This window comes from Xanthobacter sp. 126 (genome assembly GCF_000526175.1).
GTDB classification, from domain to species: domain Bacteria; phylum Pseudomonadota; class Alphaproteobacteria; order Rhizobiales; family Xanthobacteraceae; genus Xanthobacter; species Xanthobacter aminoxidans.
This window is the reverse complement of record NZ_JAFO01000001.1, coordinates 1652334-1665176: the sequence shown is the minus strand read 5'-3', so window position 1 is coordinate 1665176 and position 12843 is coordinate 1652334. Positions and strand designations below refer to the sequence as shown.

At 66.5% G+C, this 12843-nt stretch carries 14 protein-coding genes; 6 read left to right on the top strand and 8 right to left on the bottom strand.

What is annotated here, in order from left to right:
* The 7 genes from XAN126_RS0107925 to XAN126_RS0107890 form a co-directional block, all read right to left on the bottom strand.
* Positions 1–822 carry a sulfurtransferase/chromate resistance protein gene (locus tag XAN126_RS0107925; RefSeq protein ID WP_024278057.1) on the bottom strand — a complete coding sequence of 274 codons (822 nt, stop codon included), beginning with the start codon at positions 820–822 and terminating at the stop codon, positions 1–3.
* Positions 823–1260: 438 nt separating this feature from the next.
* Positions 1261–2070 (bottom strand): ABC transporter ATP-binding protein, encoded by an 810-nt coding sequence (locus XAN126_RS0107915; RefSeq protein WP_245272362.1) that lies wholly within the window; start codon positions 2068–2070, stop codon positions 1261–1263.
* 17 nt (positions 2071–2087) lie between these two features.
* Positions 2088–3128, bottom strand: a complete 1041-nt coding sequence (locus tag XAN126_RS0107910; protein ID WP_081762813.1) for an ABC transporter substrate-binding protein — start codon at positions 3126–3128, stop codon at positions 2088–2090.
* A 55-nt stretch (positions 3129–3183) separates the two neighbouring features.
* Positions 3184–4008 (bottom strand): ABC transporter permease, encoded by an 825-nt coding sequence (locus XAN126_RS0107905; protein WP_051460563.1) that lies wholly within the window; start codon positions 4006–4008, stop codon positions 3184–3186.
* Positions 4009–4019: 11 nt separating this feature from the next.
* Complete coding sequence (locus XAN126_RS0107900) at positions 4020–4859, bottom strand: fumarylacetoacetate hydrolase family protein (protein WP_024278053.1); 840 nt, start codon at positions 4857–4859, stop codon at positions 4020–4022.
* Entirely contained in the window at positions 4856–5608 is a 753-nt protein-coding gene (locus tag XAN126_RS26960) for a DUF4286 family protein (protein ID WP_155982254.1), read from the bottom strand. Before XAN126_RS26960 ends, XAN126_RS0107900 begins: the two co-directional genes overlap by 4 nt.
* Before the next feature lie 11 nt (positions 5609–5619).
* Positions 5620–6663 (bottom strand): NAD(P)-dependent oxidoreductase, encoded by a 1044-nt coding sequence (locus XAN126_RS0107890; RefSeq protein WP_245272231.1) that lies wholly within the window; start codon positions 6661–6663, stop codon positions 5620–5622.
* A gap of 294 nt (positions 6664–6957) precedes the next feature.
* Here XAN126_RS0107890 and XAN126_RS0107885 point away from each other — a divergent pair, with 294 nt between their 5' ends.
* The 4 genes from XAN126_RS0107885 to XAN126_RS0107870 all read left to right on the top strand — a co-directional run bounded on the left by XAN126_RS0107885 (position 6958) and on the right by XAN126_RS0107870 (position 9900).
* The gene (locus XAN126_RS0107885) at positions 6958–7812 is read left to right on the top strand and encodes an IclR family transcriptional regulator (RefSeq protein ID WP_024278050.1); all 855 of its coding nucleotides are present in this window, start codon (positions 6958–6960) and stop codon (positions 7810–7812) included.
* A gap of 25 nt (positions 7813–7837) precedes the next feature.
* Complete coding sequence (locus tag XAN126_RS0107880) at positions 7838–9247, top strand: hypothetical protein (RefSeq protein WP_024278049.1); 1410 nt, start codon at positions 7838–7840, stop codon at positions 9245–9247.
* 177 nt (positions 9248–9424) lie between these two features.
* Positions 9425–9640 (top strand): hypothetical protein, encoded by a 216-nt coding sequence (locus tag XAN126_RS26110; protein WP_024278048.1) that lies wholly within the window; start codon positions 9425–9427, stop codon positions 9638–9640.
* Positions 9637–9900 (top strand): hypothetical protein, encoded by a 264-nt coding sequence (locus XAN126_RS0107870; protein ID WP_024278047.1) that lies wholly within the window; start codon positions 9637–9639, stop codon positions 9898–9900. Before XAN126_RS26110 ends, XAN126_RS0107870 begins: the two co-directional genes overlap by 4 nt.
* 79 nt (positions 9901–9979) lie before the next feature.
* Here the strand turns inward: XAN126_RS0107870 and XAN126_RS0107865 are convergent, their stop codons facing one another.
* Positions 9980–10999 carry a LysR family transcriptional regulator gene (locus tag XAN126_RS0107865; protein ID WP_024278046.1) on the bottom strand — a complete coding sequence of 340 codons (1020 nt, stop codon included), beginning with the start codon at positions 10997–10999 and terminating at the stop codon, positions 9980–9982.
* Positions 11000–11135: 136 nt separating this feature from the next.
* On the opposite strand from XAN126_RS0107865, the gene XAN126_RS0107860 reads away from it, so the two are divergent.
* Positions 11136–11978 (top strand): fumarylacetoacetate hydrolase family protein, encoded by an 843-nt coding sequence (locus XAN126_RS0107860; RefSeq protein WP_024278045.1) that lies wholly within the window; start codon positions 11136–11138, stop codon positions 11976–11978.
* A gap of 11 nt (positions 11979–11989) precedes the next feature.
* Positions 11990–12742: an SDR family NAD(P)-dependent oxidoreductase gene (locus XAN126_RS0107855; protein ID WP_024278044.1), complete on the top strand. Its 753-nt coding sequence runs from the start codon at positions 11990–11992 to the stop codon at positions 12740–12742.
* Positions 12743–12843 lie beyond the last annotated feature (101 nt).

Sequence of the window (12843 nt, the reverse complement as noted above, 5' to 3'; positions counted from 1 at the left end):
TCAGCCCTGCTTCTGCTGGCCCGCAGGCCAGTTATGGGTTTCCTCCACGGCGTCCCGACACCAGCGATAGAAGGCGTCGTAGAGCAGCATGCCGGCGTCGAGCTGCTGCAGGTCTTCCCGATACATGCGGGAGAGGCCCAGGGAGGCCGCGAGGAAGCCTGCCGCCTGGGGTGACAGGTCGAGGCGTGCCGTATCCGCGGCGCGGACAATGACGGCAAGGCGGTCGAGCACGGGTGAGCTGAGCCCGAATTCCTCGATCATGGTGTCGAAGGTGCAGCCTTCCCCGCGGTGGCTCCAGAACGCGCCGTCGATGTCGAAGGGTGTGGCGCCGAAAGTCGCTGCCACGCTTTCCACCTCGGACGCACCGACGTAAAGGAACGCCGCGTCGGGATCGATGAAGCGGCGGATCAGCCAGGGGCAGGCGATGCGGTCCACCTTCGGGCGGGCGCGCGTGACCCAAACCGTTCGCCCCGCCAGATCGCGCGGCGGCAGGGCGGCCTCGGAGAAGAGCACGCCCCGTCCGTCCCGCCACGCCGCGAAGCCGCCTTCCAGCGTTTCCGCCGCGATGCCCTGGATCCGAAGCCACGCGGCCACGCCCTGGCTGATCTTGTGCCCCCTCTGGCAGACCACGACGACGGATCGTCCCGCCAGCGTGGGGCCCCATTCCCGAACGTCGGAGTGGGAGCGCCGGCGGGCCGCTGGCAGCATTCGCCGGTCGGCGGCGAAGTCGTCGTCGGTGCGCACGTCGATGATGACGGGCGCGGTCGGCAGGCCGACGAGGCGGCCGAGCTGCGCCACGGTGATTTCAGTGTTTGAAGGCACGAGCGTCCATCCCTGGGCAGAGGGGAGAAAGGACGCGATTTCAGGCTGGCGCCTCACGGGGCAATCGCGGGAGCCCCTTGAGGCCAGATTAGCCAGACCGGCGAGGCGCGCGCAACCCTGAAGCAGACCTAACACGCAGGGCCCGTGCCTCTGGAGGCATCGCGTTCACTGCGCCTCCAATTCTAGCGGTCCGAGTGGGGGACGCCACCTAGTCGGGTGCTGTTGGCAACCGGGAAGGCGCCGCCCGCCACTGATCGCCGGCCAAGTGGCGCGCCCATATCGATGGTGTGGCGCTGGCGAACTTCGCCGCGGCGGGGGGCGGCACGCTGATCGCCGACAAGGTGATCCACCGCATGGCCCAAATCGCCTGACCCGAAGGTGGCCTGACGAAAAGCGCCCGCCGATCTGGGCGGGCGCGTTGCTTTCCGGGCGGATCGGTCAGTGGTCGAGATCGCCCTGGGCGAAGAAGTGCTTGCGGATCTCCTGCGTGTAGCGGACGAACCGGGGCTCGCCCATCACGGTGAGGTCGCGCGGGCGGGGCAGGTCGATGTCGTAGACGGCCTCGATGCTGCCCGGCCGGCTGGACATGACCACCACCCGGTCGGCCAGGAACACCGCCTCCGGGATGGAGTGGGTGATGAGCAGCACGGTCTTGCGCGTCTCGTACCAGATGCGCTGCAGCTCGGCGTTCATCTTCTCCCGCGTCATGGCATCGAGCGCGCCGAACGGCTCGTCCATCAACAGCACCTCGGGGTCGTGCACCAGCGCCCGGCAGATGGCGGCGCGCTGCTGCATGCCGCCCGACAGCTCCCACGGGAAGCGCTCCTCGAAGCCGTCGAGGCCGGCGGTGTGGAGCAGGCGCGCCGCCGCCTCGCGATAGGCGGCGACGGGCCGCCCGCGCATCTCCACCTGCAGCAGCACGTTGTCGCGCACCGTGCGCCAGGGCAGCAGCACCGGGCTCTGGAACACCATGCCCACCCCATCCGGTGGCTGCGTCACCTTCACGCCGCCGATGGTGATGGTGCCGCTGGTGGCCGGCAAAAGGCCGGCGACCAGCTTGAGCAAGGTGCTCTTCCCGCAGCCCGAGGGGCCGACGATGGCCACGAACTCACCCTTCGAGATGTTGAGATCGATGGGCTTGAGCGAGGGCACCGAGCCGCCGCGCGTCTTGTACGTCTTGGTGAGGCCGGAGATGGCGATATGGGTGCCGGCGGCCTCGGCGCGGGGGGCGGGAGGGTGTGTTTCGATCCTGTGCAGAACAGCGCTCACGGAAGGAACTCCAGCGTGAAGTAATCCTGCGCCTTGCTGCGCGCGGAGGGGTCGAGGCCGCCGTACTGGGTGAGGATCTCGAGGCTCTCGTCCATCAGCGCCGGGTTCATGCGGAAGGGGCGGGTGCTCTTGTCGTCGGAGGCGCGGTAGAGCGCCTGCGAATATTGCAGGCTGCGCAGCTGGGCGTCCGGCAGGCCGATCTTGGGATAGGCCTCCATGAGGATGTCGATGGCGGCCTTGGGGTTCTTCTCCGCCTCTTCCACCGCGCGGGTGGTGGCGCGCATGAAGCGCTTCACCATGTCGGCGCGCTTGGTGAGCGTGTCGGTGTTGGCGACGATGCCGAGGGACACGAGGTTCACCCCCGCATCGGTGTAGCGCAGCATGGTCACCGGCTTGTTCATGATATCAGGCAGGCGCGCGCCCTGCTCGGTGGTGAAGCCGATGAGGCCGTCGGCCTGGTTGTTGACCACCGCGTTCAGTTTGGCCTGAGCGTCCGCCGCCACCATCTTCACCGCGCCTTCGGGGATGCCGAGCTTCTTGAGGTAAAGCGGCCAGATGGGCGTCACGGCATCGCCGGGCGTGAACATGATGGTCTTGCCGGGAAGGTCCTTGGCGCCGTTGATCTTGCCCTCGGGGGCGACCACGGCGCCCGGCGTGCGCTGGAGCAGCACGCCCACCGTCTTCACCGGCGCGCCCTTGGCCACCGCCTTGATCATCACGCCGATGTCCGCGAGGCCGAAGGTCGCCGTGCCGGCGCCGACCGCCTGGATGGTCACTGCGGAGCCGCGGCCTTCCTGAATGTCGAGGTCGATGCCCTCTTCCGCGTAATAGCCCTTCTTGAGGCCGAGGATGAAGGGCGCGTGCTCGCCATAGACGTACCAGTTGAGCATCAGCACCGCCTTGTCCGGCGTCTTCTCCGGCATCTTGCCCGCCTGCGCGGCCGCCGGCAGCGTCGATGCCGTGGCTAGGCCGAGGGCGAACGCGCCGGATAACAGATGCGTGGCGAATGTCCTTCGAGAGATCTTGCGCGAGATCATGGTTTCCTCCACCGGTTTTTCTGGTTTTGCTTTGGTTCTTGTTGCTCGCAGCCTCTTATGGGCCGCCGTTGATGTCCGGACGGCGCGAGGCGTGCCAGGGGATGAGGAAATGCTCGATAGCGTCGAGCGCCATGAAGAGGATCACCCCCATCATGGAGAGCACGAACAGCGCGGCGAACATGAGCGGCAGGTCGAAATTGCCGTTCGCCACCTGCAGCACGTAGCCGATGCCCGAGTTGGAGCCGACGAACTCGCCCACCACCGCGCCCACCACCGCGAGGGTGATGGCCACCTTCAGCCCCGAGAAGATGCCGGGCAAGGCATGGGGCAGGCGGATGCGGATGAAGGTGCGCAGGCCCCCGGCGCGCATGGAGCGGGCGAGGTCGATCATCTCCTTGTCCACGCTCTTGAAGGCGAGCACGGTGGAAACCACCACGGGGAACACCCCGAGCAGGAAGGCGGAGATGATCTTCGGCAGCACGCCGAAGCCGAACCACACCACGAACAACGGCGCCACCGCGATCTTCGGCACCGACTGGGAGAAGACGAGGAGGGGATAGAGATAGCTCTCCACCGTCTTCGAGGAGGCGATGAGCATCGCGAGCGGAATGCCCACCAGCGCGCTCAGGGCGAAGCCGCCCAGCGTGGCGTATAGGGTGGGCATGGTCTCGCGCAGCAGCATGGGCCACTGGGCGACGACCTGCTCGATCACCAGGGTCGGCGCGGGGATGAGATAGGGCGGAATGCGCAGCAGGCGCACCGCCAGATCCCACCCCACCAGGATCACCGCAACCAGGATGAGCGGGCGGATGGCATCCATGCTCATCAGCTTGGAGAGCACGTTGGCGCGCGTGCTCTGGACGAGAAGGGTGTCGGTCATGGCATGCCTCCTCAGACCACGGATTGGCGCTGCTCGCCGAGGCGGGCGATGCCGAGGCGCACCTCCTGCCCGCGGGCGAGATAGACCTGCGGCTTCAGCCCCAGCCCCACCCCCGCCGGCGTACCGGTGATGATGAGGTCGCCGGGCTCCAGCGTCATGAAGCGGCTGACATAGGAGACGATCTCCGCCACCTTGAAGATCATGTCTCCGGTGGAGCTGTTCTGGCGCATCTCGCCATCCACCGCGCACCACAGATCGAGGGCCTGCGGGTCGCCCACCTCGTCCGCCGTCACCAGCCAGGGGCCGATGGGGCAGAAGGTGTCGTGGCTCTTGCCCTTGGTCCATTGGCCGCCGTGTTCCAGCTGGTGGGCGCGCTCGGACACGTCATGGGCGATGCAATAGCCGAAGACATGAGCCAGCGCGTCCGCCTCCGACACCTTGCGGGCGGTGGTGCCGATGACGACGCCCAGCTCCACCTCCCAATCGGTCTTTTCCGAGCCCTCCGGCAGGCGGATGGCATCAAAGGGGCCGCAGAGCGATGTTGTGGCCTTCATGAAGAGGATGGGCTCTTCGGGAATGGGCAGGCCGCATTCGCGGGCGTGGTCGTGATAATTGAGGCCCACCCCCACGATCTTGCCGATGCCGGTGAAGGGCGGCGCGAGGCGCGCCTCCCCCTCCACCACGGGCAAGGAGAGCGGGTCCACCGCCTTCAGCGCATCGAGGCGGGCAGGAGCGGCGATGAAGGCGGCGTCGATGTCAGCAACGACACCGGAGAGGTCGCGGACCGTGCCGTCGGCGGCGAGGAGGCCGGGCCGCTCGGCGCCGGCCGCGCCATGGCGCAGGAGCTTCATGGGGTGAGCCTTTCGGGAATGCGGGTGTCCGCAGCTGCCGCCACTGGCGCGGCGACGGGCCGGCGCAGTTCGGCGGACTGGATGCGGTTCTCCAGCCAATAGAGGCCGGGATTGATCTCGCTGGCGCCCTCGGCCATCAGGGCGTCCAGACGGCGTCCGGCCGCCTCCGCCTGGTCGCGGTCGAGGGCTTCGATGGTGAAGAGATATTGCTGGCGCCCGGGCCCGCCGGAATAGATGCGGCGCTCGGCCGTCATGATGCCGGAAATGGCCTCGTCCACCTCATAGAGCCCGCCGGACAGCGTGCCGGAGGTGTCCTCGCCCACGACCGTGCGAACCATCCCGGCCAGCGTCGCGGCATCGGCCTTATGGTCGAACCGGCGCTGGAGGATGTAGGGCGCATAGCCCCCCGCACGCCCGACCCGGCAATGGTTGCGGTAGAGCGAGCGCACCGGGTTGCGGAAGTGGGTGAGGGCTTCGCCGGTCCAGGGCGTGGGCCGGTTCAGCGCGGCAAGATAGGCCGGGCTGCCCAGCACCTCGGGGCCGGTCGTCACGTAGCACATGAAGAAGCGCGGGCTGCCGTGGACGGCGCGATAGCGCCGCCCCTCGATGAAGCCGGGAATCCCCACCCGCTCCGGCATGTGCTCGCAATTGTGCCATTCCTGGTAGCGGAGTTCATACTCCGCATCGATGTCGGCCCAGAAGCCCATAAAGCCGAGGGCGGGGCCGGGAGGAGGCTGTTCGCTGACCATGGCGGCGGCCCTCAGAACAGGCCGTCGCGGACTTCGTACCGCGTGGGCTTGCCATAGACGGCGCCGCCCTTCTCCACCCAATGGGCCACCCAGTCGATCATCCGGGCGAGCGGCACGTTGGGATAGCCGAACAGGCGCTGGGCCTGATACGTGCTGTTGATCCAGCCGGTCGGCTCCTCTTCGCCCTCGAAGATGGGCGCCTTGCCGAACTTCTCGCCGAAGGCATGGGCAATCGCCCGAACGCTCGCCTGCTCCGGCCCGCCGATGTTGATGGGCGAGGTGGGCACCGTGCAGTGCTTCAGGCAGCGCAGGATCTGCGCGTTGGAATCCCCCTGCCAGATCACGCTCGCATGGCCGGTGCGGATGGGGATCGGCTCGCCGCGATGGACCCAGCTGGCGATGTCGTGCAGCACGCCGTAGCGCAGGTCGATGGCATAGTTCAGCCGGGCGAGGCGGCCGGGCGTGCCATGAACGTGGGAGCCATATTCGAACGCCCGCTCGCGACCGACGCAGGAGTTCGCATAGTCGCCCACCGGGCGCGGCTGCACCCGCTCGTCCCAGCCGTTATGGGCGACGACGCCGAACGGATAGACGCACAGGGTGGAGAAGGCGACGATCCGGCTGTCACGGAAGTGCGAGGCGACGGTCGCGGGCACCAGCGTGTTCATGGCCCAGGCGAAGGAGGGATCGTCATTGGTGCCGAACTTCTTGCCGGCCATGTAGACCACGTTCTTCACCTTGGGCAGCTGCGCCACCGCCTCCTGATCCAGCAGGTCGCAGCGGATGGTCTCGATGCCGAAGCCCTCCAGCTCCTCCTTGAACCCGGCTTCAGAGAAGCGCGCCACCCCGATCACCCGCTTCTCCGGCGCCGCGCGCTTGGCCATGCGGGCGAGGGAGGGGCCGACCTTGCCGGCGACACCCAGAACGATGATGTCCCCGTCCAAAGTGGCGAAGTCGTCCACCAGCCCCTGGGTGGGACGGGAGACCAGCTCCTCGAGCTGCTCCTCGGTCTCGATCAGGTCCGGCACGGTGTCGAAGGTCAGGCGTTCACTCACGAATCCGCTCCCATTTTTGCTGACAGGCCTCGAATGGCACCTGAACGGTGGGGTGAACCGCACCGAACCGGGGCCTGAACCGCCCCGAACATGGAGGGGTTCGGGTGCCGGCCTGCTCATTTATTGGGTAACGCCGTTACCCACATATATAGGGCTAGATTCGTCCAAAGTCGGAGTCAAGCGGGTATTTTCAGAGGAAGTCCGCTGTTTCGGCGCCGATCTGGCCTTGCCATGCTCGAAATCATGGATAACATCGTTATCAGTGAAAGCGTGGCGCGTCGAAGGGTAGATGAGATGGCGAAAGTTGCGGCCGGGGCCCGTCCCGAAAAGATCGACGAGACCATCGTCTCCGTGGAGCGCGCCTTCGACATCATCGGGATGCTGGCCGATTCCGTGGACGGATTCCCCCTGGCGGAGATCGCGCGGCGCCTGGACCTCAACAAGGCCATCGTCTCCAAGCTGTTGAATACGCTGGAGTCCCAGATGCTGGTGTGGCGCGACGAGCGCGCCCAGCGCTATTACCTCACCTACCGCATCAGCAATCTCGGCCTGCGCCACCTCCAGACCAGCCGTCTGCTGGACCAGTGCTCCGCCGCGCTCCGCCAGCTGGCGGAGGAGACCGGCGAACTGGTCCGCCTCGCCATCGTCGAGCCGGGTGGGCAGAGAATCGTGTGGGTGCAATCCTTTGCGGGCAGCAAGAGGTCGCTGCGCATCGATCCCAACTACACGCTGGAGATCGGCCTCCACACCCACGCCACCGGCAAGGCGTGGCTCTCGACCCTGCCCTTTGCCGATGCGCTCAAGCTGTTGATGCATCAGGGAATCGAGGCGTCCACCGCTTATTCCAAGACCTCCATTTCCGACATAAGGGCGGAGCTGGAGGAGGTGGCGCGGCGTGGCTTCGCGCTGAGCTATGAGGAGAACGAGCTGGGCGTGGGCGCCGTGGCGGCCCCCATCCTTGCCTCCACGCTCGGAGGTGCGCCGGAATGCGTGGGCGTGGTGAGCCTCGCCGCCCCGACCAACCGCATGAGCCGGGCGGATCTCGAAAGCTGCGGCTCCTTCGTGATGGCGACCACACGGCGCCTGGGCGAGACCTGGCCGCTGGAGGCCCGCGCCCGCAGCGGCGCCTTCCCGCGCATGGTGGAATAACCAGCTAAATTCAAAGGATAAAATCATGGGAGCGAACGCGGCGCCGCGTGTGCGGCTGGCCGAGGCGAACCTGCGCGAGCGCGCGGCGAAGCTGCGGATGCCGTTCCGCTTCGGCGTCGCCACGCTGCGAGAGGTCCGGCAGGCCGAACTGACGGTGCGGATTGAGGCGATGGACGGGCGCGGCGCGGTCGGCATCGCCGCCGAATGCCTTCTGCCCAAATGGTTCGACAAGAACCCCGCGCTCTCCGACGACGACAATGTGGAGCAGCTGCGCACGGCGCTGGGTATTGCACTGGATCTCTATTCCGGCCTGCCCGCCGACACCCCGTTCGGCCTCTCCGCGGCGGTCTATCGGGAGCAGCAGGCGCGCTGCGCCGCGCTGGGCCTCAATCCGCTGGTCGCGTCCTACGGTCCGGCACTGGTGGACCGGGCCATCCTCGACGCCACCGGGCGGACGCTGGGGATGTCCTTTTCCCAGATGATCCGGGGCAATGTGGCAGGTATCACCGTTAGCTCCGGCCTGACGGAGGACCTCCAGGGCTTCGACATCCCCCAATTCCTGGGCAACTTGCGGTCTCATGATACCATCGGCGTGCGTCACACGGTGGGCATGGTGGATGCCCTCACCGCCTCCGACCCGCTCGAAGGACTGGCCGACGGACTGCCGCAAACCCTTGAGGATGTTGTTAAAATCTACGGCTGCCGCTTCTACAAGCTGAAGGCGGGCGGTGACATCGCCGCCGATCTCGACCGCCTCACCCGCATCGCCGCGGTGCTGGATGCCGGCCCTGCCGACTATCGCGCCACCTTGGACGGCAACGAGCAGTATTCGGATGTGGAGGGCATCGTCGAACTGTGGCGGCGCATGTCGGAAACACCTGCACTTTCAAGGCTTTGCGCGTCCACCCTCTATATCGAGCAACCCATCCGCCGCGCCGTCGCGCTGGAGCGGGAGGTGGGGGCTTTGGCCGTCCTCAAGCCCGTGATGATCGACGAATCGGACGCCACTCTGGATGCCTTTCCCAAGGCTATCTCATTGGGATATCACGGCGTTTCCAGCAAGACCTGTAAGGGCTTCTACAAATCCATCATCAACGCCGCCCGCATCGCCAAGCGCAACGCGGCACTGGGCGAAGGCCGATTTTTCCTTTCCGCAGAAGACCTTTGCACCTGGGCCGGCATCAGCACCCAGCAGGACCTCGCCCTCGTATCCCTCCTGGGCCTCACCCATGTGGAGCGCAACGGCCACCATTACCTCGACGGCATGTCCTTTGCCCCGGAGGACGAGCAGGCCGCCTTCCTCGCCGCCCACGGCGACCTCTATCACCGTCCCCCCGGCGGGCCAGTCCGCCTCGCCGTCGCCGATGGGGCCGTGCGGCTGAAATCTCTGGACTGCCAAGGCTTTGCGGTGGGTGTTTCCCCCGTCATGGGTTGATGTCGCACCCCGGTTGGAGGGGCCGCAGCAGTTTCACGTTCGCCCCGGCCCGCGCGTCAACTTCCTCGCAGCCCTCAAGCTCGCTGCCGTCCGCATCTGGATCAATGCGTTATGAGTCCGCCGCCTAGTTTCGTTCTCGTGAAATCCATAGGCGCAGATCAGCGCCGGAGACGACCCATGTCGAGCGAGCCTCAGCCCGCCGAGCGAGACCCTTTTGACGTCAGCGATGCAGAGATAGACGAGGCCTTGGCGGCATGCGATGGCGATGTCCGCGCGACGATCCGTGCTCTGCTCGTCGGACAGGTCTACCTAGAACACGAGATGTCCCGCCTCCAGGCAGATGCGTCGCCCGGCTTCCGCCGGCGCCGCCACGCGCTGGGAGACGGAGCATGAGGCGCAAGGGCGAGTTCAGCCGGATGCATTTGGAACGGGACTATCCGTTTCAGGTCGCCATCCATCCGGACCTGGCAGGGGAGATTTCCCAGTTGCGCTTTTATCCATCCATCGCGCCGCGCACGAAGACGATGGTGCTGCGCGGGGAACACCGCGTCGTTGTGTGCTTCGGGACGGAGGGCGCCCTCCACGGGGAGCGCCGTCTCGTTCCGAATGCGGTCGGTGACAAGCCAGATCTCAAGCTGCGCAATGGGCCGTAGCCTAGAAGGCCCTGAGTGGAAGCCTGCGCGGATCCATGGCGCCCAGGTCTTTCCTGAGCGCGCGGAGCCTCACCTACCGTCATTTTGGGCGGGGGTTACGCTGACCGGAAAGGAGATGAGCCCGAGGCATTCGACCTGCGCCAATGGGATCAGTGCCCTCCTGCTCTTTCCTCGCGACGAGGCCCTTGAGGATGGAGAGGAATTCGGCCGCGTTCGGCGTCATCATCACTCCCTTTCGCGTGACGATGCCGTAGGGTTCCAGCTCCCCCCTCACCTCCAGTGGCAGACGGACGAAACCGCCGCCGGCCACTTCCTGCGCCACGATTGTGCTCGGCAGCATGGAGACCATGCCCGCGTGCCGTACCAGATTGAGCGTGGCGAAGATGGAGGAGGTCTCCACGAGATTGTCGAGCGTCCTGAGGCCCGCCGCGGCGAATGCCGTATCGATGAGCCGACGCATGGGGCTCGGGGTCGGCTGGAGCACCCAGGGCAGATCGCCCATGTCGGCGAGGTCGAGATGGGGCCGCCCGGCCAGCGGATGCGAAGCCGCCGCAAACGCCCACAGATCCTCCATAGACAGCGGCTCGAAATCGAACTTCGTCCGGTCCTCGCTGGTGGGCAGGCGGCCGATGACGAGATCCAACTCGCCCCGCCCGAGCGCCGCGATCAGCTGATCGGAGGTGGTGGCGAGCACCTGGATTGTCATGAGCGGCCGCTGGCGCTTCAGTTCGGCGATGGCACGGGGCAGGAGGTCGGACGCGGTTGCCATGATGGCACCGAGCGCCAGCGCGCCATATCCGCCACGCTTGAGATTGGCGAGGGCGCCGGCGAAGCGCTCGCCATCCGTTAGCGCGCGGCGGGCATAGTCCACCACGTGGCTGCCGATCTCGGTGGCGAGCATCGCACGCGGCGTGCGCTCGAACAGCTTCACCCCAAGCGTGTCCTCAAGATCCTGCAGGATCTTGGTGGCAGCCGGCTGCGTCATGTTCAGCTCCGCTGCCGTGCGGCGAAGATTTCCCGTGCGTCCAAGAACGTCCACGAGGCGCAATTGCTTGAAGCGCAGGCGCGAGAGAAGGGCGGCAGGTCCGAGGTCGCGCATAGCGATAACCTGATGGAATAGGCTGAACAGATTTTCTCATTATCCCGTTATCGCGCAGTCGGCTAGCGTCCGCCCGAATTGGCTCGAACCGGTCCGGCCCATAACGGACGAACGGCGGACCGATGGGAGGAAATACATGAAGCTCGTTCGCCATGGCGCAGCGGGGCAGGAATGCCCTGGTCTCATCGATGCGGAAGGCCGCCTGCGCGACCTCACCGGCATTGTCCCGGACATCGCCAGCGCCGCCCTCCTTCCCGAAAGCCTCGAGCGCCTGAAGGCCATCGACCCGGCGACCCTGCCGCTGGTGGAAGGCCATCCCCGCATCGGCGCCTGTGTGGGTTCCGTGGGCAAGCTCGTCTGCGTCGGCCTCAACTATTCCGACCACGCGGCCGAGAGCGGACTTCCGGTGCCCTCCGAGCCGGTGCTGTTCATGAAGGCCACTAGCTCCATCGTCGGCCCCAATGACGACGTGGAAATCCCCCGCGGCTCGAAGAAGACCGACTGGGAAGTGGAGCTGGGCATCGTCATCGGCAAGCCTGCGAAGTACGTGAGCGAAGAGGATGCCCTCTCCCACGTGGCCGGCTATTGCGTGATCAACGACGTGTCCGAGCGCGAATTCCAGATCGAGCGCGGTGGGCAGTGGGACAAGGGCAAGGGCTGCGACACCTTCGGCCCCATGGGCCCTTGGCTCGTCACCGCCGACGAGATTGCCGATCCGCAGGACCTCCACATGTGGCTGGAGGTGGATGGCACGCGCTTCCAGGACGGCTCCACCCGCACCATGATCTTCGGTGTCGCGCACCTCGTGAGCTACATCAGCCAGTTCATGAGCCTCCAGCCGGGGGATGTGATCTCGACCGGCACGCCGCCCGGCGTCGGCCTCGGGCAGAAGCCTCCGCTCTATCTCACGCCGGGCCAGACCATGCGCCTCGGCATCCAGGGCCTCGGCGAGCAGCGCCAGACCACCGTGCAGGGCTGAGGAACAGAGCCATGACCAACATCGATCTCAAGGGCCGGGTGGCCATCATCACCGGAGGCGCCCGTGGCATCGGCTATGCCACGGCCCAGCGCATGCTCGCCTCCGGCGCCAAGGTGTCGCTCTGGGACATCGACGCCGCCCGCCTCACCGAGGCCGCGGCTGAACTTGGCAAATTCGGGACGGTCTCCACCGAGACGGTGGAACTGACCGACGAAGCCTCCGTCACCGCCGCCGCCGCGAGCGTCGTGGCGAAGCTCGGCAAGATCGACATCCTCGTCAACAATGCCGGCATCACCGGCGGCAATGGCAAGACGTGGGAACTCGCCACCGACGTGTGGCGGCGGGTGGTCGACGTGAACCTGGTCGGCCCCTTCCTCACCTCCAAGGCGGTGGTGCCCCACCTGCTTGCGAATGGCTGGGGACGCATCGTCAATGTCGCCTCCATTGCCGGCAAGGAAGGCAATCCCAACGCCTCCCATTATTCGGCGTCGAAAGCCGGCCTCATCGGCCTCACCAAGTCGCTGGGCAAGGAACTGGCGCAGTCGAACGTGCTGGTGAACTGCATCACGCCCGCCGCAGCGCGCACCGAGATCTTCAACCAGATGAAGCAGGAGCACATCGACTTCATGCTGTCGAAGATCCCCATGGGCCGCTTCCTGGAAGTGGACGAGGCGGCCGCGCTCATCACCTGGCTGTCGTCCGAAGACTGCGCCTTTTCCACCGGCGCGGTGTTCGACATCTCCGGCGGCCGCGCGGTGTATTGACCGCAGCCCGAGAGTTACTGGCGGCATGACGCCGCCGTCTCCCCGCGCGTCCCGCCACCTTGGGGCGTGCCAAGACAAGAGCCGTCCGGGAATGAGCCCGA